17 protein-coding genes are annotated in these 18993 nt (G+C 74.6%); 8 read left to right on the top strand and 9 right to left on the bottom strand.

Features of this window, described 5'->3' with window-relative positions:
- Positions 1-155 precede the first annotated feature (155 nt).
- Positions 156-380, top strand: a complete 225-nt coding sequence (locus tag PV341_RS33015; protein WP_499511037.1) for a hypothetical protein — start codon at positions 156-158, stop codon at positions 378-380.
- Between the two features lie 264 nt (positions 381-644).
- Positions 645-1655 (top strand): lytic polysaccharide monooxygenase auxiliary activity family 9 protein, encoded by a 1011-nt coding sequence (locus PV341_RS33010; RefSeq protein WP_500328486.1) that lies wholly within the window; start codon positions 645-647, stop codon positions 1653-1655.
- A gap of 9 nt (positions 1656-1664) precedes the next feature.
- On the opposite strand, the gene PV341_RS33005 is transcribed toward PV341_RS33010, so the two are convergent.
- From PV341_RS33005 to PV341_RS32995, 3 genes are all read right to left on the bottom strand, one after another.
- A complete protein-coding gene (locus PV341_RS33005; protein WP_500328488.1) occupies positions 1665-2606 on the bottom strand; it encodes an esterase/lipase family protein in 942 nt (313 codons plus the stop codon).
- A 169-nt stretch (positions 2607-2775) separates the two neighbouring features.
- Positions 2776-3759 carry a DNA polymerase Y family protein gene (locus PV341_RS33000; RefSeq protein ID WP_500359746.1) on the bottom strand — a complete coding sequence of 328 codons (984 nt, stop codon included), beginning with the start codon at positions 3757-3759 and terminating at the stop codon, positions 2776-2778.
- Positions 3756-7226, bottom strand: coding sequence for a DNA polymerase III subunit alpha (locus PV341_RS32995; protein ID WP_500328493.1), 3471 nt, complete (start codon positions 7224-7226; stop codon positions 3756-3758). Before PV341_RS32995 ends, PV341_RS33000 begins: the two co-directional genes overlap by 4 nt.
- Before the next feature lie 170 nt (positions 7227-7396).
- On the opposite strand from PV341_RS32995, the gene PV341_RS32990 reads away from it, so the two are divergent.
- Positions 7397-8278, top strand: a complete 882-nt coding sequence (locus PV341_RS32990; RefSeq protein WP_500328495.1) for a nuclease — start codon at positions 7397-7399, stop codon at positions 8276-8278.
- Here the strand turns inward: PV341_RS32990 and PV341_RS32985 are convergent.
- Positions 8265-9482 carry an amidase gene (locus PV341_RS32985; protein WP_500328497.1) on the bottom strand — a complete coding sequence of 406 codons (1218 nt, stop codon included), beginning with the start codon at positions 9480-9482 and terminating at the stop codon, positions 8265-8267. The genes PV341_RS32990 and PV341_RS32985 overlap by 14 nt on opposite strands.
- Positions 9483-9575: 93 nt before the next feature.
- Here PV341_RS32985 and PV341_RS32980 point away from each other — a divergent pair, with 93 nt between their 5' ends.
- Together PV341_RS32980 and PV341_RS32975 are read left to right on the top strand one after the other, a co-directional pair.
- A complete protein-coding gene (locus PV341_RS32980) occupies positions 9576-10400 on the top strand; it encodes a TIGR04222 domain-containing membrane protein (protein WP_500359745.1) in 825 nt (274 codons plus the stop codon).
- Between the two features lie 173 nt (positions 10401-10573).
- Entirely contained in the window at positions 10574-10864 is a 291-nt protein-coding gene (locus PV341_RS32975; RefSeq protein ID WP_500328501.1) for a hypothetical protein, read from the top strand.
- Between the two features lie 54 nt (positions 10865-10918).
- Here the strand turns inward: PV341_RS32975 and PV341_RS32970 are convergent, their stop codons facing one another.
- The gene (locus PV341_RS32970) at positions 10919-12034 is read right to left on the bottom strand and encodes a S1 family peptidase (protein ID WP_500359744.1); all 1116 of its coding nucleotides are present in this window, start codon (positions 12032-12034) and stop codon (positions 10919-10921) included.
- A gap of 150 nt (positions 12035-12184) precedes the next feature.
- On the opposite strand from PV341_RS32970, the gene PV341_RS32965 reads away from it, so the two are divergent.
- Positions 12185-13027, top strand: coding sequence for a GNAT family N-acetyltransferase (locus PV341_RS32965; protein WP_500359742.1), 843 nt, complete (start codon positions 12185-12187; stop codon positions 13025-13027).
- Here the strand turns inward: PV341_RS32965 and PV341_RS32960 are convergent.
- Both PV341_RS32960 and PV341_RS32955 read right to left on the bottom strand, forming a co-directional pair.
- On the bottom strand, positions 13020-13991 hold the full coding sequence (locus PV341_RS32960) for a slipin family protein (protein WP_500359741.1): 972 nt from the start codon (positions 13989-13991) through the stop codon (positions 13020-13022). The two genes, PV341_RS32965 and PV341_RS32960, sit on opposite strands and share 8 nt — an antisense overlap.
- A 101-nt stretch (positions 13992-14092) precedes the next feature.
- Entirely contained in the window at positions 14093-15049 is a 957-nt protein-coding gene (locus PV341_RS32955) for a helix-turn-helix transcriptional regulator (protein ID WP_500328509.1), read from the bottom strand.
- A gap of 62 nt (positions 15050-15111) precedes the next feature.
- Here PV341_RS32955 and PV341_RS32950 point away from each other — a divergent pair, with 62 nt between their 5' ends.
- Together PV341_RS32950 and PV341_RS32945 are read left to right on the top strand one after the other, a co-directional pair.
- Entirely contained in the window at positions 15112-16233 is a 1122-nt protein-coding gene (locus tag PV341_RS32950) for a winged helix DNA-binding domain-containing protein (RefSeq protein WP_500359740.1), read from the top strand.
- Positions 16230-16610 carry a DNA glycosylase AlkZ-like family protein gene (locus PV341_RS32945; RefSeq protein WP_500359739.1) on the top strand — a complete coding sequence of 127 codons (381 nt, stop codon included), beginning with the start codon at positions 16230-16232 and terminating at the stop codon, positions 16608-16610. The genes PV341_RS32950 and PV341_RS32945 overlap by 4 nt, the downstream gene beginning before the upstream one ends.
- Positions 16611-16645: 35 nt before the next feature.
- Here PV341_RS32945 and PV341_RS32940 read toward each other — a convergent pair whose 3' ends face one another.
- Positions 16646-17491, bottom strand: coding sequence for a S1 family peptidase (locus tag PV341_RS32940; RefSeq protein ID WP_500359747.1), 846 nt, complete (start codon positions 17489-17491; stop codon positions 16646-16648).
- A 199-nt stretch (positions 17492-17690) separates the two neighbouring features.
- On the bottom strand, positions 17691-18752 hold the full coding sequence (locus tag PV341_RS32935; protein WP_500328515.1) for a S1 family peptidase: 1062 nt from the start codon (positions 18750-18752) through the stop codon (positions 17691-17693).
- Between the last annotated feature and the right edge of the window lie 241 nt (positions 18753-18993).

Here is an 18993-nt window from a genome sequence, read left to right as displayed (position 1 = left end):
GGGCGGTGTCGCCGCGGCGCACCCCCCGCAGCCGGCACTCCTCCTGAGGGGCCCCGCGGCGACACCGCCCATGATCCGCATCATTGACGTGTCCATTGCGACGATGTGAGGATGCCGGTGATCCGGTCGTGCAACGAGCTCTTCCTGGAGGGGACATGAACAAGCGCAGGGGCGCCTCGGTCGCCGTGGCCGTGGCCGCGACGCTCACCGGGATGCTGGCGCTCGCCGCCCCGGCGAACGCGAGCGTGCCGTACAAGGTGTACTCGACGAGCGCGGCCTGCAAGACGGCCGGCCAGAAGTTCGTCGACTCCGGCCAGGCCTACCAGTACACGTGCACGTGGGACAGCCCGGGCTACCTCCTGACGCTCTGGCTCGGCTGAGGGCCGGCGGACCGCACCCGGGAACAGGCGGGTGGGCGGCGCCGGACAGGACTCCTGTCCGGCGCCGCCGTCGTGCCGGGGGGACCCGGGCCGCACCGGCGACCGGCATCCTCAGCCCCCGCTTAGCGATGCCTTAACGCCGCCATAAAGATCGCCCGCAGGTCCTCCGAACAGGGGTTCCACCCGTGCGGCGCGGCTAGCGTGCTGGTTCGCCGGCGCCCGTCGGCACCGCGCACCGGGCCACCGCCGAAGGAGAACCCCACCATGACCGCACGCCGCAGGGCCGCCCTGGCCACCGTCCTCGGGATCGGACCGCTAGCACTGACCGGCCTGGCCGCGGGACCGGCGAGCGCGCACGGCACCATGGGCGGCCCGGTCAGCCGGGTGCTGACCTGCTACGCGGAGAACCCCGAGAACCCGACGTCGGCCGCGTGCAGGGCGGCGGTCGCGGCGGGCGGCACGCAGGCCTTCTACGACTGGAACGGGGTGCGCATCGGCGACGCGGCCGGACGCCACCGGCAGGTGATACCGGACGGCAAGCTGTGCAGCGCGGGCAACGAGGAGTTCAAGGCGCTGGACCTGGCGCGGGCAGACTGGCCGGCGACGAGGATGACGCCGGGACGGCAGGACCTGGCGTACCGGGTGACGGCCCGCCACAAGGGCTCGTTCGAGCTGTACATGACGAAGGCGGGGTACGACCCGTCGCGGCCGCTGACGTGGTCGGACCTGGAGGCGCAGCCGTTCGCGAAGGTGACCGACCCCCAGGTGCGGGACGGCAGTTACGTCCTGCCGGTGGACGTGCCGGCCAGGTCGGGGCGTCAGCTGGTCTACGCGATCTGGCAGCGCTCGGACAGCCCGGAGGCCTTCTACTCCTGCTCCGACGTGGTCTTCGGCGCGGACACCGGGAAGGCCCCCGGGGCGCCCGCCACGCCCGCGACCTCGGCCCCGGCCGGGACCGGGACCGGGACCCCCGCCGCGGCCACGACCGCCCCCGCGCCCACCGCCTCCGTACCGGACGACGCGCGGATCGCCGCCGGGGCGGACCGGTCGACGGTGCGCCACCACCACGCGCACACCGCCGCGGACGGCTCGGCGAGCCCGCTCGCGGAGCCGTCCGCGACGGCGGACACGTCCCTTTCCGGCGCGGACCTGGCGGAGACCGGAGGCAGCAGCAGCGGCACGACCTCGCTGATGGCGGCGGGGGCCGCCGCCGTCTCGCTCGGTGCGTCGGTGCTGCTGCTCGTCGCCCGCAGGCGCCGGACGCGGGTCGGCTGACGGGGGACGTCAGCTGAAGACGTCCCCGCAGTCGGTCGCGGTGGCGTGCGCCGGGTCGAGGGCGTTGGCCGCCTCGTGGAACACGATGCGGTCGGTCAGCCCGACGAAGACGTGCTCGGACAGGTCGAGCGGGCACAGGTCCTGCAGCACCACGTTGCGGACGTCGGGGCCGGACAGGAACTGCGAGGTGTACGGCGTGACGACCTCGTCGTACTTGGTCGCGATCACCGTGTAGTGGACGCCGGGGAGGGTGTCGCCGCCGGCGTTCAGCTTGGTGAGGAAGGCCGATCCGGCCATCTGGTCCGTCAGCCCCTGCGGGCTGAGGTGCTCGATGGCCTCGGCCGCCCCGGGGAAGTACGGCAGCAGCCTGAGCAGCCCGCCCAGGTCGGTCCCGTGGTTGCTGGGCGCGATGCCGACGAGCGCGTTCACCTTGGGGGCACCGCCCAGGAACTTCATGTAGTAGCGCGGCATCATGCCGCCCTGGGAGTGCCCGACGATGTCGACCTTGCCCGCGCCGGTGGCCGTGAGGACCCGGTCGACGTAGTCGGCGAGCTGCTGGGAGGAGGCGGTGATGGAGCCGAGCCCGTAGAAGAGGGGCACGCCGGGCAGCTGGCCGTAGTCCAGGGAGTAGACGCAGTAGCCCCGCTTGACCAGGTAGGGCGCGAGGCCGAGCCAGTTGTCGATGGAGTTGCCGAGGGTGCCGTGGACGAGGACGACGGGCCGCGGGTGGGCGGCGGACGGCTTGCAGGACCAGTTGTTCCAGCCGCTGCTCGCGGTGGCGCCGGCGGTGGTCGCGGCGGCGACGGTCGTGGTGGCGTGGGTGTCGGACGTGGGGGTCTTCGCCAGTGCGGTGGTCGTGCTGTCCACCAGGACGGGGGTGGCGAAGAGGGCGGCGGTGAGAGTCAGCGCGGAGAGGAGCCGGAGCGCTGATCGCGGTCTGATGGGCAGCATCGAGCGATCTCCTCGCAGGTGGGGGAATGACTGGCTCCCGTGCAGCCTGTGATCCGGATCACCAGAGTGCTGAGCTTCCGTCAATTTACGGAGGAGTAACAAACGTCGCTAGCTACCGGTGGGTAAAGAATTCATCACGCCGGCTTCACGTCGATGTGATAATGGACCGTCAGGCCGCACCCGACAGTGCCGCGGGCATCAGCGCCCGCGGGCCGAAGCGGGCTCGCGCCCGGTCCGCGACCGCCTCGATCCGGCGCGCCTTCTCGTCCCCCGGGTCCAGGCTGAGCTGCAGCGTCGCGAGACCGGCGTCCGTCAGCCCCTCCGCACGCAACGCGAGGCCGCGCACCCGGGCACGCTGCAGCCCCAGCCCCTCGTAGAGCCGGTACGCGGCCTCGGCGAGGGCGGTGCCGTGGCCGGTGGGCTCGGGCAGCGCGCGGGTGCGGGTGGTCGTGGAGCGGTCGGCGTAGCGGACGGTGAGGGTCAGTGAGCGCGCGACCCGGCCCGACGCGCGCAGTGAGGAGCCCAGTTCCTCGGTGAGCGACAGCAGGGCGCGGCGGTGCCGCACCGGGTCCAGTTCGTCGTGGCCGAAGCGGCGCTCGGCGCCGGCCGAACGGGCGGGGGCGTTCGGGACGACCGGGGCCGGGTCGATGCCGCGGGCCCGTTCGTGCGTCCTGCGGCCCGCCGCGGCGCCCAGGATCCGCTGCAGGGTGCTCAGGGGCGCGGCCGCGACGCGCCCGACGGTGTCCAGGCCGTACGTGCCCAACTGCCGTGCCGTCGCCGGGCCGACGCCGTGCAGCGCCGCCACCGGGCGGTCGGCGAGGAAGGCCGCCACGGCCGCGGGGTCGGTGGGGGCGGCGCGCACCGCGCCCTCCGGTCCGCCCTGCGCCGCCATCCGGGCGAGCAGCTGGTTCGGGCCGACGCCGATCGTGCAGTCCACACCGTGGAGGGCGAGCAGCCGCACCCGCAGCAGCGTGGCCAGTTCCACGGCGTCGCGCCCGAAGTAGCGCAGCGCCCCGCGGACGTCGGCGAGCGCGGCGTCGGGCGGGAGCGCCTGGACGACCGGGGTGAAGCCGCCCAGCAGCCCGAGGAGTCGCTCGTACAGCGCCTCGGCGGCGTGGAAGTGCACGTACAGCACGTGCAGGTCGTCCGTCATCGCCCCGCGCTCCCCGGACTGGAGTGCCACAGCTTGCGGCCGGTGGGAACGCCCTCGCCCGCGGGCCGCAGATCGGCCCAGGGGTGCATCTCGTACCCGGTGGACATCCGGACCCGGCGGCCCCCGGGCGGGGGTGCGGGGAGGCCAGGGGGCTCGCCCGGGGTCTCGGCCAGGCGGGCCGCGACCGCCTCCAGGCCGCCCTCCCTGCGCAGTTCGACCAGTTCGGCCAGGTTCCAGGCGGCGGCGCCGACGACGGACAGGCTCTGCGGTCCGCGGCGCTGGACCACCCCGCGGACCAGCAGCAGCCAGGAGTGGAAGACGGTGTGGGCGCAGGTCTCGTGGCTGTCGTCGAAGAAGGCGAGGTCGACCAGGCCGGTGCCGTCGTCGAGGGTGGTGAAGATGACCCGGCGCCCGGAGCGGATGGGCGGGGTCTGCGTGGCCGCCTTGGCCCCGGCGACCAGCACGGTCTCGCCGTGCCGCACCTCGCGCAGCCGGTTCGCCGGGATCGCGCCCAGCTCCTCCAGGAAGGCGAGGTGGTCGTCCATCAGGTGGCGGGAGGCGTCCATGCCGAGGGCGCCGAGTTCGGCGCCGAGCCGCTCGCCGTCGTCCATGTCGGGCAGGCCGGCCGGCGCGAACGCCGGCTCGCCCTCCCCTCCGGTCAGGGTGAGCTGGCCGTCGTAGGCGGAGGCCCGGCCCTGCCGGTGCACTTCGGCGACCTGGAGCAGCATGTCGCGGCGGTTGCCCCCGAAGGGGTCCAGCGCGCCGACCTGGACCAGGCGTTCGGCGGCGGCACGGCCTGGGCGGGCGCGCTCCCAGAGGTCCTGGAGGGAGGAGTAGGGCTGTCCGGCGGTGATCCGGGCGACCTCGGCCTCGCTGATGCCGTGCACCTCGGAGAGCGCGAGCCGCAGCCCCCACACCTCCTCGCCCACCTCACCACCCCCCTCACCGGACACCAGTTCGATTCGATAGGCCGCGCCCGACCGGTTGACGTCCAGCGGCAGCACCGGCACCCCGCGCCGCCGCGCGTCCGCGAGCAGCAGCCGCTTGGGGTACATCCCGGGGTCATGGGTGAGCACCCCGGCGTAGAAGGCCGCCGGATGGTGCGCCTTGAGCCAGGCGGACTGGTAGGTCGGCACGGCGAAGGCGACGGCGTGCGCCTTGCAGAAGCCGTACGCGCCGAAGGCCGAGACGATCTCCCAGGTGCGCCGGATGACCTCGCGGGAGTAGCCGCGCCCCCGGGCCGCGTCCGCGAACCAGGCCCGCAGCCGTCCCTGCCGGGCCTCGTCCGACAGCGCGCGCCGCGCCTCGTCGGCGAACCCCCGGTCGCAGCCGGTCATGACGCTCATGATGTCGATGAGCTGCTCGTGGAAGACGACCACCCCGTGGGTCTCGCGCAGCACGGGCTCCAGGTCGGGGTGCGGGTAGTGGACGGGCCTGCGGCCGTGCCGGGCGTCGATGAAGGGCCGCACCATGTCGGCGGCGACCGGCCCGGGACGGAACAGGGAGATGTCCACGACCAGGTCGTGGAAGGTGGCCGGCTGCAGCCGCCCCACCAGGTCGCGCTGGCCCGGGGACTCGATCTGGAAGCAGCCCAGCGTCTCGGCGGACTGCACCAGTTCGTACGTCGCGGGGTCGCCCTGCGGGATGCGGTCCAGGTCGATCCGGCCGCCGCCGGTGCGTTCCACCTCGTCCAGGGTGTGCGCCATCGCGGACTGCATGCGCACCCCGAGCACGTCGAGCTTGAGCAGCCCGAGGTCCTCGACGTCGTCCTTGTCGAACTGCGCCATGGGGAAGCCCTCGCCGCTGGTCGGCACGACCGGTGTGCGCTCCAGCAGCCCGGCGTCCGACAGCAGCACCCCGCAGGGGTGCATGGCGACCCCGCGCGGCAGCGCGTCCAGCGCCTCGACCAGCTCCCACAGCCGGCCGTGGTCCTCCCCCGCCACCTGCCGCAGCTCGGGCAGCTCGGCGAGCGCGGCCCGCGCGTCGCGGGCCCGGATGTGCGGGAAGGCCTTGGCCAGCCGGTCGGTCCGCTCCGGGTCCATCCCGAGGGCGGTGCCCACGTCGCGCACGGCGTGCCGGACGCGGTAGGTCTCGGGCATGGCGACGGTGGCGACCCGCTCGCCGCCGAAGCGGTCCAGGATCCGCCGGTAGACCTCCAGCCGGCGGGCCGACTCCACGTCGATGTCGATGTCGGGCAGCGAGGCCCGCCGCCCGGACAGGAAGCGTTCCATGAGCAGGTCGTGCTCGACGGGGTCGGCGGCCGCGATGCCCAGCAGGTGGTTGACGAGCGATCCGGCGCCCGAGCCGCGCGCGGCGACCCGGATGCCCATCTCCCGCACGTCGGCGACCACCTGGCCGACGGTGAGGAAGTACGAGGCGAAGCCGAGCCCCTCGATGATCCGCAGCTCGTGGTCGAGCCGCGCCCAGTACTCCGGCTCCCGGTCGTGGCCCTCGCGGACCATCCCGGCCGCGCAGCGCGAGCGCAGCACGCGGTCGGCGGTGCGGGCGCCCGCGCCGACGAGCTGCGGCTCGGGGAAGTGCACCTGCCCGAGCCCCAGGTCCTCCTCCGGGTCGACGGCGCAGCCCGCGGCGGTCTCCTCGGTGGCCCGCAGCAGCCGGTGGGCGTCGCCGCGGGCGAACCCGGCCGCCTCCATGACCCGCTCGGCGGTGCGCGCCATGTCCCCGGCGTCCTTCAGCCAGCGCTCCCCGCTGTCCAGGCTCCCCGCGTCGCGCACGTCGATCGGCACCAGCCGGCGCGCCGAGTCCAGGACGTCGGCCACCTCCCCCTGGCCGGGGTCGGCGTAGCGGACGGCGTTGGTCAGCACCGGGACGACCCCCTGCTCGACGGCGAAGCCGACGGTGCGGGCGGCGAGCCGCAGCGAGCCGGACCCGGTGCCGGTGCGGCCGTGGTGCACGGCCTCCAGGCGCAGCGCGTCCCCGTACACCTCGCGCCAGGGGCGCAGCAGCCTGGCGGCCCGGTCGGGGCGTCCGGCCGCCAGGGCGCGGCCGACCTCGGAGTCCGCGCCGAGCAGCACGTACACCCCTTCCCGCCCCAGGTCCTCCCAGCCGATGCCGCCGTCGGTGTGGGCGGCGCTGACCAGCCGGCACAGCGCGCCCCAGCCGCGGCGGTCCCGGGCGAGGAAGACCGCCCGGTCGGTCGCCTCCGGCACGAAGGCCCCGCCGCGCACCGGGGTGCGCCGGCGGGCGGCCGGCGGACCGGCCTGAGGGGCGGCGCCCTCCCCCGCGTACGCCGCCGGCACCGCCAGGGAGGCGCCGAACAGCGGCCGCACCCCGGCCCGCGCGCACGCCTTGGCGAAGCGCACCACGCCGGCCACCGTGTCCCGGTCGGTCAGCGCCAGCGCGTCCATCCCCCGTTCGGCGGCGCGCTCGGCGAGCCGCTCGGGGTGCGAGGCCCCGTACCGCAGCGAGAAGCCGGAGACGGTGTGCAGGTGCGTGAATCCCGGCATACGCACCTCCGACCGCTCACGTCTCCCCCCTTCCGGACCCTCCGCCACCCACCATAGACCACTTGTCGAACACGTGTACGAAGACACGCCGGATCCCTGTCCTCCGCCACCCTCCGCGTGGTTTCCTGCACACGACGTCACCGACGCTCACACCCCGATGGGGAGTCGCCATGCCGATGCTGCTGGTCAAGGGCTCTTTCCAGATAAAGAACACCGAACCGGACGGGGACACCGTGGGCTTCACCCCCACCCGTCACCCCGACTGGAACCGCATCAGGGGCGGGCTCGGGCTCGACCTCACCCACTCCTGCCGGGGCAAGCTGCGCCTGGACGCCGTCGACGCGCTGGAGACCCACTACGGGCCCACCTCCGCCCCGGCCCACCAGCCGCTGCCCTTCGCCCACGCGGCCCGGGACGAGCTGCTGCGGTGGCTCGGCTTCACCGCCGTGGAGCGCGGGCCCGGCGGCGAGCGGGTCGTCGCCGCCAGCCCCGAGAGCGTCCCCGGCTGGATCCTCACCGGCGGGGTCGACGTGCACGGCCGCTGCGTCGCCCTGGCCGGACGGGGCGCGCTGCCGGAGGGCACGAAGAGCGGCCAGGAGGTCACGGTCGGCGTGCCGCTGCTGCGCGCCACCGTCAACCACCACCTGGTCGCCGAGGGCCTGGCCTACCCGACCTTCTACAGCAACCTCCACGAGGACCTGCGCCGGGAGCTGACCGACGTCGCCCGGCAGGCCCGCGAGGCGGGCAGGGGGCTGTGGCCCGGCGACGTGAGCACCAGCGGCGCGAAGGTCACCGGGCTCTCCTCGCTCACCGACGACGTGGTGCTCGTCCCCAAGCTCTTCCGGCGGCTCTTCGACTACCTCGCGCTCGGCGAGCCCTCCCTCGCCGCCTTCCGCGCCTACCTGGCCGGGGCGGCCGACACCTACCGGATCCTGTCCTCGGACACCCCGCGCGCGCAGGTGCGGGGACTGCACCACGTCGTCGAGGTGACCGGCGACCACACCGTGCGGATGACCGTCCCGGTCGAGGACCTGGTCTTCATCGAGGCATGACGACCGGGGCGAACTCCGCAGCCCACCGCAGCAGTTCCTCGTCCTCGCCGGGGCGCCCGACGACCTGCAGACCGAGCGGCAGGCCGTTCGCGGCGTACCCGGCGGGCAGACTCACCGCGGGGAAGCCCGCGTTGCTCCACGGCAGGCACATCACCGAGTCGCCGGTGCTGCCCAGGCCGAACGGGGCGGGGCCGGTGGCGGACGGCGCCAGCCAGACGTCGACCTCCCCCATGGCCGCCAGCAGCCGCTCGCGGAAGACCCGGCGCTCGCCCACGGCCCGCTCGTAGTCGTCGCGGCCGACGGCGTGGCCCTCGCGGATGGCGGCGACCGTCTGCTCGCGGTACAGCCGGCCGTGCCGGGGGAACCAGTCGGCGTGCGTACGGGCCACCTCGTAGCGGTTCATGACGTACAACTGCCGTACGACCGCCTCGAACTCACCCGGACCCGGCATCAGCGGCACCTCGCGCACGGTCCAGCCCGCCGCCTCCAGCCGCTTGGCCCGCGCCGCGAAGGCCTCCCGCGCCTCCGTCCCCGCGCGGTCCAGGTACGGGCCGACGGGGACGCCGAGCACCGGCCGGCCGTCGCCGGCCGCCGGCTCCCGCCAGTCGTCGCACAGGACGGACGCGCCGAGCGTCGCCGTCGCGACGTCCGCGGCGAGCACCCCGACCGTGTCGAAGCTCGGGGCGTTGGCGATCACCCCGTCCACCGGGACGCGCCCGAAGGTCGGCTTGAAGCCCACCACCCCGCAGTAGGCCGCGGGCCGGACCACCGAGCCGACGGTCTGCGTCCCGACCGCCAGCGGCACCATGCCCGCCGCCACCGCGGCCGCCGATCCGCTGCTCGAACCACCGGGTGTGTGGGCGGTGTTGTGCGGATTGCGGGTCGGCCCCGGCGCGGTCACCGCGAACTCGGCCGTCACCGTCTTCCCCGCGACCAGCGCCCCTGCCGCCCGCAGCCGGTCCACCAGCGGTGCCTGCGGCCCGGCCAGCACCTCCGCCGGTACCGCGGACCCGGCCCTGGTGTCCATCCCGTCGATCCGGACGATGTCCTTGACGCCCACCATCACCCCGGACAGCACGCCCGGCGGTGCCGCGGCCGCCTCCGCCGCCAGCCGGCCCCGCCGGTCCGGTTCCCGTACGAACGCCTTGATCCGGGCGTCGAGCCGGTCGATGCGGTCACAAGTCCGTGCCACCAGATCCGTCACGGCGGCCACGCTACGCCGAAAAGCTCCGGCCTTCCTCAAACAGCGCGTCATCGCCGCGCCCACGGGCACACCGACCACAGGGGGTGGTGCGACATGTCATGGCTCGCATGGACATATCCGGTGGCCGAGGTGGCACTGCTCGTCACGGCGGGGGTGCTGCTGCGCGCACCGCGCGTCGCGGCCTACGAGCTGACGGACCCCCACGAGGCGGCCTACCTGCGCGACGGGCGCCGCGGCACGGTGGTCGTCGCGTTGGTCGCGCTGCATCTGCGCGGCACGGTGGACGCCGGCGCGCACCGCACCGCGCGCATCTCCGGGCCGCTGCACGGGCTCTCGCAGCCGCTGCAACTGGCCGTCTACCAGGCCCTGTACCGGCCGGCGGGGGTGAACACCGTCACCACGTCGCGGCCGGTGCGGCGCGAACTGGACGTATTGCGCGGGCGACTGGCCGGCGCGGGGCTGATCCGGGGCGACCGGCGTCGGCGTACGGCCCGTGTGCTGCTGTGCGCGGCCGTGCCGACCGCGGCCGCGGAGCTGGTGCCCGGCGCCCTGACGGCCTGGGACCCGTTCCGGACGGCCGTCCCCGCCCTCACGGTGGCCGCCGCCCTCGCCCTGTGGAGGGTGCCGCGGCGCACCCGGGCCGGCCGCCGCGTCCTGCGGCGGGCCCAGGAGCGTTTCCCGCGCCCGCGCACCCGCAGGGCCTCACCCGAGTCGGTCCTCCTGGCGGTCGCCCTGCACGGCGGGCCGGCGCTGCGGCTGGCCGTCCCGCACTTCGCCGGGGAGGCCGGGCTGCTCGCCCACCACGACAAGGCCGAGAGCCTCTACGGCGTCAACCACTGGCACAGCGGCGGCGGCGGCGGCACGCCCACCTCGTGCGCGAGCTCGGGGGCGGGCGGCTGCGGCTCGGGAGGGGTGTGAGGGTACGCGTCCTCCCGGACGGCCCAAACACCGCATCGGTGCGAGATTCGTCACGTCCCGATGTCACATGGGTGCTCCCACGTCCCGTGCGTCAACCCGTGTCACGCGCGCGTCACCCCGGTGGCTACTCAGGGGTTGCGAAGCCAAGGGGACGGCACGATTTACTGACCGCCATGACGGCGACCGACACCACCTCCAGACCCGTGGCGCACCCCGGCCGGCTGCGCATGATGAGCCACCTGCGCCGCCTCGCGGCCGCCGGTCTGGTGGAGCCGCCGTGCGGCGCACGGCCCCTGCGGGACCCGCAGGACGAGGACGCCGAGGTCTGGGACGACTTCCGGCACCGGCTGGCGGCCCTGCTGGTCGGCCTGCACGAGGATGCCCAGGCACCCCGCCCGGCCCCTCGGGCCGTGCACGTCGGCGCGACGGTGACGGCCTTCCCGCTGCACCGCCGGTTCAGCTGACCCCCCGGCCGCCGGATCCGCTGGATCCGGCGGCCCGCCCGCACCACGTGGACGTCAGCCGAGTTCCGCCCCGACCGCGGCCAGCGCCGTGGTCACCGGCTGGAAGAAGGTCTCCCCGCCCGCCTGGCAGTCCCCGCTGCCGCCGGAGGTGAGGCCGATCGCACTCCCGTCGCGGCTGAACAGCGCGCCCCCGCTGTCGCCCGGCTCGGCGCAGACGTCGGTCTGGATCAGCCCGGTGACGGTGCCCTCCGGGTAGTTGACCGTCGCGTCGAGCCCGAGGACCGTGCCCCCGTGCAGCCCGGTGGTGCTGCCCATCCGGAACACCTCCTGGCCCACGGCCGCCTCGGCCGCCCCGTTGATCGCCAGGGCACGGCCGTCGCCGAGGTTCACCTGGCTGGGCGCCTGGGTGTCCGGGTCGTCGTACGTCACGAGGGCGAAGTCGCCGTCACCCGGGAAGGTCGCCTGCCGTACGGTCGCGATGGGCGTCCCGCCCTGGCTGTCCGACCAGTTCGCGAACGCGACCCCGCAGTGGCCTGCGGTGAGGAAGGCCGGGGCGCCGTCCTTGACGACATTGAAGCCCAGCGAACAGCGCGCCCCGTCGGCGAAGATGGCGTCCCCGCCGGCCACCAGGGGCTTGAACTCGCCCGCGGACTTGTGGATCCGGGCCATGCCGCCGCCCAGGGACCGCACGGTGGACTCCAGGGTGTCCCACTTGCCGCCGGTGACGGTGCGGTCCGCGGTGACCAGGATCCGGTTGGTCCGGGGGTCGACGGCCCAGGCGGTGCCGGGGATCGTGGCGCGCTGCTTCAAGGTCCGTGCGGCGGCGCCCAGTTCGGCGGCGCTGTTCTCGACCGTCCGGGTCGCGGCGCCGGCCTTCCCGGCCTGCGCGGCCACGTCGTCGCCGTCCCCTGCGACCACGTTCACCACGAGCTGCCTGCTCGCCGCGTCGTAGTACGCCCCCGCGATGGACGGGCCGAACCGCGAGCCGAGCCGCGCGGCGAGTTCCGCGGCGGCCGCGGCGGTGAGCCGCTTCGGCGAGGGGGCCTGCGGACCCTGCGCGGCGGACTGCGACGCGTTGGCGTTGGGCAGCAGTACGGCCGCTGCCGCGATGGCGGCGGCACCGGCCGCAACGAACACGATCTTCCGCTTGGCTATCTGTTTGTGCTTCAACTCGTGACCTCCTGTGGGGGGATACAGGCCGGATCGTCGGGCGCAAGGGGGGAAGCGTCGTTCCGTCTGACATACGCAGCCCCGCCCCGTCGCGTTCACCGCGGCCCATCCGCTCGCGCCCGGGGTCGCGGTTGTGGTGGAATCCGCCTGATGAGCACTTTCGACCCCTCCCTCGTGGCGCTGGAGTACCGCGCCGCCTACGACCGGCAGTTGCGCGCCCGTGTGCCCGCCGACCTCTCGCGGTACGAGTCGGTGGAACGCGACGGCCCGCTGCTGCGCAAGACCTACCGGCACGGGGAGGCGGGGTTCCTCGACTACCGCGACCTCGGCGGGCTGGACGGGCCCGGGCTGGACGCCCTGATCGCCCGGCAGCGGGACCACTACGCCGCGCTGGGCGTGCCGGTGGAGTGGAAGTACCACGCGCACGACCTGCCCGCGGGACTGCCGGACCGGCTGGTCGCGGCCGGCTTCGTGCCGGAGGAACCGGAGACGGTGCTGGTCGGCGAGGCGCAGGCGCTGACGGCCGCCCCGGCGCTGCCGGAGGGCCTCGCGCTGCGGGAGGTCGGCTCACGGGCGGACTTCGAGCGCATCCGGGAGATGGAGGAGACGGTCTGGGGCGTGCCCCACGACTGGCTGCCGGGGATGCTGGAGAGCGAGGTGTCGGGGCCCGGCGACCCCTGCGCGGTGGTCGTCGCCGAGACCGCCGACGGCACGGTGGTCTGCGCCGGCTGGGCCCGTTTCCACGAGGGCACCGACTTCGTGTCGCTGTGGGGCGGCTCCACCCTGCCGCAGTGGCGGGGGCGGGGCGCCTACCGGGCGACGGTGGCGCACCGGGCCCGGCTCGCGGTCGCGGCGGGTCACCGCTTCGTGCAGGTCGACGCCTCCCCGGACAGCGCCCCGATCCTGGCCCGGCTGGGGCTGCTGCCGGTGGCGGTGACCGTTCCGTACGTGTGGCGGCCGGACGTGCCGCAGGCGGAGGGCGGGCTCAGCTGACGTCGGAGGGCCGCTGCGGCCGGACGGTGTCCAGCAGCGGGTCCGCCGAGAGGGCCTCGCGCAGGTCGGCGGGGAGCTCCTCGGCGGGCTCCACCACCGGCGCACCGGCGGCCGGCGCCTCCGCCGCGGCGGCCCGCGGTGCGGGCCCGGGGGGAGGTGCGGCCGCCACCGGGGGTCCGGGCGCCGGCTGCTGTCCGACGGCCGGGTAGGGCGCCGGCTGGGCGCGCTCGAGGAAGCGCAGCAGCTCCACCGGGAAGGGCAGGACCAGGGTGGAGTTCTTCTCCGCGGCGACGGCGACGACCGTCTGCAGCAGGCGGAGCTGGAGCGCGGCGGGGGTGTCGCTCATGACCGCCGCGGCGTCGGCGAGCTTCTTGGAGGCCTGGAACTCGGCGTCCGCGTTGATGATCCGCGCCCGGCGCTCCCGCTCGGACTCGGCCTGGCGGGCCATCGAGCGCTTCATCGTCTCCGGCAGCGAGACGTCCTTGATCTCGACGCGGTCGATCTGCACGCCCCAGCCGATGGCCGGGCTGTCGATCATCAGCTCCAGCCCCTGGTTGAGCTTCTCGCGGTTGGAGAGCAGGTCGTCCAGGTCGCTCTTGCCGATGATCGAGCGCAGCGAGGTCTGCGCCATCTGCGAGACGGCGAAGCGGTAGTCCTCGACGTTGATGATCGCGTCGGCCGCGTGGACGACCTTGAAGTAGACCACCGCGTCCACCTTGACCGTGACGTTGTCGCGGGTGATGCCCTCCTGAGCGGGCACCGGCATCGTCACGATCTGCAGGTTCACCTTCCGCATCCGGTCGACGATCGGGACGATCATGGTGAATCCCGGGTTCCGCACCCCGCCCCTGACCCGGCCGAGCCGGAACACCACGCCCCGCTCGAACTGCTGCACCACACGGGCCCCGGCCACGAAGTACAACGCTCCTGCCGAGAGCACGGCGGCAATCAACTCGACGACCATCACGGCCCCCTGGGGTCCGGAATCGCAGTACTTCCACGGTACCTCGCGAGTAACCCGCCGGATACGGGCCGGGATGCCCCGGTTACGGGCCCGGTGCCGGCCTACCGCGGCGCACCCGCCGCCCGGGCGAGGCGGTCCGCGACGACCCGCAGCCGTTCGGCCAGCTCAGGGGGCTCCCGCACCTCGAAGTCGACGCCGAGCATGCCGATGTAGACGGCGAGCGCGTCGAGGGACTCGGAACCGGTGCGCAGCACGCAGCTGTCCGGTCCGGTGGACTCCACGGTCGCGTAACCGGCGTACTCGGCCACGGCCTCGGCGGGGGCGTGCACGACCACGACGGCCTGGTGGCGGTAGGCCCGCGAGGTGACGCCGCGGGCGACGTACGACGCGGCGTCCGCCGGAGGCCGCCGGGGCGTGAAGCGGGGGCCGGCCGGGGACTTGGGGTCCATCCGGTCCACGCGGAAGGTGCGCCAGTCCTGCCGGTCGGTGTCCCAGGCGAGCAGGTACCAGCGGCGGCCGTGGTGGACCAGGCCGTGCGGCTCCACCGTGCGGCGGCTGGCGGTGCCGCCGTGCGCCCGGTAGTCGAAGCGCAGCCGTTCGTGGTCGCGGCACGCGGCGCCGATCGCGGTCAGCACGTCCTGGGCGACGGCGCCCGGCACGGTCGCGGGCCGGGCGACCGCGACGGCCTCCATGGCCTGCGCCCGGCGGCGCAGCCGGGAGGGCAGCACCTGTTCCAGTTTGGCCAGCGCGCGCAGCGAGGTCTCCTCGATGCCCTCGACGCTGCCCCCGGCGCCGGTGCGCAGGCAGAGCGCGACCGCGATCGCCTCCTCGTCGTCGAGCAGCAGCGGGGGCAGGGCGGCGCCCGCGCCGAGCCGGTAGCCCCCGGCGGTGCCGGGGGTGGCGTGCACGGGGTAGCCCAGGGCCCGCAGGCGCTCCACGTCGCGGCGCACCGTCCGGGCGGTGACCTCGAGGCGTCCGGCGAGTTCGGGCCCGGTCCAGTCGCGCCGGGACTGGAGCAGGGACAACAGGCGCAGCAGTCGGGCGGAGGTTTCCAGCACGGCACCAGTCTGGCAGCCATCGCGGACGGTTCCTGGCCGCATTCCGCCCTACCGTGACGCCCATGGAGACCATCCCCGAAGGCACCGTCCTGGACCGCCGGACGCTCAACCGTTCCCTCCTGGCCCGGCAGTCGCTGCTGGGGCGGGTGCGCACCGGTGCGGAGGAGATGGTCGAGGCCCTGGTGGGACTGCAGGCGCAGGAGCCGCAGGACCCGTACGTCGCCCTGTGGTCCCGGATCGAGGACTTCGCGCCGGAGGAGCTGTCCGGGATGCTCGCGGACCGGCGGGCGGTGCGGATGTCACTGCTGCGGTGGACGGTGCACCTGGTGACGGCACGGGACTGCATGGCACTGCGCCCTGTGGTGCAGGACGTGCTCGAACGGCGCCTGCTCGGGCAGTTCCGGCGCCAGCTGGCGGGGCTGGACCTGGCGGAGGTGGCCGGGGCCGGCCGGGCGCTCCTCGAGGACGGCCCGCTGTCCCCGAGCAGGCTCGGGGACGCCCTGCGGGAACGCTGGCCGGACCGCGAGCGGCTGCCGCTCAGCCTGGCCGTCACGGCCCGGGTGCCGACCGTGCAGCCGCCGCCGCGCGGCCTGTGGCGCACCTCGGGCGCGGCCCTGCAGACCCCGGCCGACCGGTGGCTCGGCCGGGACTTCGACTTCGCGGCCGGCTCCGCGCCGGACGCGGCCGTCCTGCGCTACCTCGCCGCCTTCGGCCCCGCGTCGGCCGGGGACGTCGCCGTATGGTCGGGGCTGACCGGGCTCCGCGCGGTCATGGACCGGCTCCGCCCGGGGCTGCGGGTCTACCGCGACGAGAAGGGCACCGCGTTGTACGACGTGCCGGACGCGCCCTTCCCCGACCCCGGGACGAAGGCGCCGCCCCGGTTCCTCCCGCAGTACGACAACATCGCCCTGTCGCACGCCGACCGGACGCGGATCATGCTGCGCAACCCCTACGCCGAGCTGCCGCTGCCCGGCAGCGGCAGCAACCGCGGCTTCTTCCTCCACGACGGCTTCGTCCACGGCCTGTGGCGGATCCGGGCCACCCGCGGCGCGGCCGTGCTCCACGTCCAGCCGTACGCGCCGCTGGACGCCGGGGCGCGGGAGGCGGTCGCCGCCGAGGGCGCACGGCTGCTGGCGTTCACGGTGCCGGAGGCCGCCGCCCGGGAGGTGCGCTTCGCGGGGTGACCGGGGCGCGCGTACCGGGGGCGGCCGGGAACGGCTCAGTACACGCCGACCCCGGGACGAAGGCGCCGCCCCGGTTCCTCCCGCAGTACGACAACATCGCCCTGTCGCACGCCGACCGGACGCGGATCATGCTGCGCAACCCCTACGCCGAGCTGCCGCTGCCCGGCAGCGGCAGCAACCGCGGCTTCTTCCTCCACGACGGCTTCGTCCACGGCCTGTGGCGGATCCGGGCCACCCGCGGCGCGGCCGTGCTCCACGTCCAGCCGTACGCGCCGCTGGACGCCGGGGCGCGGGAGGCGGTCGCCGCCGAGGGCGCACGGCTGCTGGCGTTCACGGTGCCGGAGGCCGCCGCCCGGGAGGTGCGCTTCGCGGGGTGACCGGGGCGCGCGTACCGGGGGCGGCCGGGAACGGCTCAGTACACGCCGACCCCGTACGCCGTGAGGACCGCGGGCAGCGGCTGGAAGAAGGTGGTGCCCCCCTCGGTGCAGTCACCGCTGCCTCCGGACAGCAGCCCGAGGGCCTTCGTCCCGTCGTACAACGGCCCGTCGGAGTCGCCGGGCTCGGCGCAGAGGTCGGTACGGATCAGGCCGCGGACGATGTCGCCGCCGTAGTTGACGGTGTAGCCGAGCCCGGTGACCGTGCCGCTGCGGACGCCCGTGGTGGAGCCGTCCCGCTTCACCGCCTCCCCGACGCGGGCCCGCGCGGCCTGCGTGATGTCCTGCCGTCCGACCTTGCCGGGCCGCGCGACGGAGCCGGTGTAGCGGACCAGGGCGTAGTCGTCGTACGGGAAGCTGAAGCCGGTGGTGGTGCCCAGCGTCCTGGTCCGGGCGGGATCGCCGTACCAGGTCCTGGCGGCGTGCCCGCAGTGACCGGCGGTCAGGAAGTAGTAGGTGCCCGCGGCGCGGACGTTGAAGCCGACCGAGCAGCGGAAGCCGCCGCCGTGGACGGCGTCGCCACCGGCGGCCATCCGTGCGAAGGAGCCGCCGACGCGCTCGAAGCGGACCGTGCCGCCGTACCGTCCGGCGGCCCGTTTCAACGCGGTGAGCCCGCTGCGCGGGACGGTGCCGTCGGTGGCGATGACCAGCGCGCCGCTCTTGGGGTCGACCGCCCAGGCACTGCCCTCGACGTCCGCCGACTCGGCCGCCAGGCCCGCCGCCGCCAGGTGCGCGGCCGAGGTCCCGCTGCCGGTGGCGGCCCGTGCGTCCGGCACGGCGACCGCGGTCGCGGCCACCAGACCGAGGAGCGCCGCTCCGCGCAGCGCTGCGCCTCGGGCGAGGCCGCCTCACGGAGTGGTGCGCTTGTTCCTCATATGTTCCCCCTGCGAGGTTATGCGGTGCCTCGCGGAGTATTGCGACGATCGGCCCGGCGGACAAGAGGACCATACGGGACGTGCCCGGCGGCCGTGGGGCCGCCGGGCACGTCCGTGACGGAAGGGAGGGCGTGGACCTGCCCGGGGGTCAGAAGACGCTGACGCCGTAGACGCTGAGCGCCTCCGTCACCGGCTGGAAGAAGGTCGTCCCGCCGACGCTGCAGTTACCGCTGCCACCGGAGGTCAGACCCAGCGCGATGCCGCCGGATGTGTACAGCGCGCCACCGGAGTCGCCGCCTTCGGCGCACACGTTGGTGCGGATCATCTGGTAGACCACGTCGCCGCCGCCGTAGTTGACGGTGGCGTTGAGGCCGGTGACCGAACCGCTGTGGATGCCGGTGGTGGAGCCGTCACGCAGGACGGCCTGGCCCACGAAGGCGTTGCCGGCGCTGGTGATGTCGGTGTTGCCGGCCGTGCCGCTCTTGGTCACGGAGGTGTTGCTGTACCGGACCAGCGCGTAGTCGTTGGTCGGGAAGCTGTAGCTGACGTTCGAGCCCAGCACGGTGGACTGGCTGGAGTTGGAGTACCAGGTGGACGCAACCTCACCGCAGTGCCCGGCGGTCAGGAAGTAGTTGGTGCTGCCGCTGCGCACGTTGAAGCCGAGCGAGCAGCGGTAACCGCCGCCGTAGATGGCGTCGCCGCCGGCGATCAGCCGCTTGAAGGTGCCGGCCGTGCGGCGGAAGGTGACCGCGTCGCCGTAGGAGGCGGTGGCCTTCTGCAGCGTGGCGAGTTCGGCGCCGGTGACCGTGCTGTCGGCGGTGACCTCCAGGCGGTTGGACTTCGGGTCGACGACCCACGAGGTGCCCGCGATGTCCGCGGCGAGGGTGGCCTTCCCGGCCTTCTCCAGCTGGGCGGTGCTGTGCGCCACGAACTTCGGGACCGCGCCGGCCGCGCTGACGGCCTGGGCCGCCTTGTCGTTCGTGACGTTGACGACCATGGTCTTGGCCTTGGCGTCGTAGTACGAACCGGCGGTGGAGGCGGTGCCGAGGGACGTGGTGAGCGCGGCCGCGGCCTCGGGGGAGGCCTTGGGCGCGGGAGCGGCCTGGGCGGCGGGCAGGGTGAGCGCGGTGGCCGCCAGCAGACCGGACGCCACGGCGATCAGCCGTGCACGTCTCGGGACGGGGGTGTGGGTGGTGCGCTTGATCCTCACGCGTTTTCCTCCTGTGGGGGAACGGAAGTTGACCCGCGTAGCGCGGGCCGGTGAGGCGCAGCGAGGGCGCCGCCGTACTGTGGGGGTGGCGTGCCCCTGACAAGTGCTGCGCACACGGGAGTATTCAGAGTCATGCACAAGCGCACAAGGGCGGGTTTCGGCCGCGTCACGTACCCGAAACGCCGCGGCGGCTCCCCCGGGTCAACCGCTGTGACGGTGTATCACCTGGTGGGCCCACCGC

The organism is Streptomyces sp. PA03-1a (assembly GCF_033792805.1).
Classification (GTDB): domain Bacteria; phylum Actinomycetota; class Actinomycetes; order Streptomycetales; family Streptomycetaceae; genus Actinacidiphila.
The sequence above is the reverse complement of the archived record's forward strand: the minus strand, read 5'-3'. Positions and strand labels throughout refer to the sequence as shown.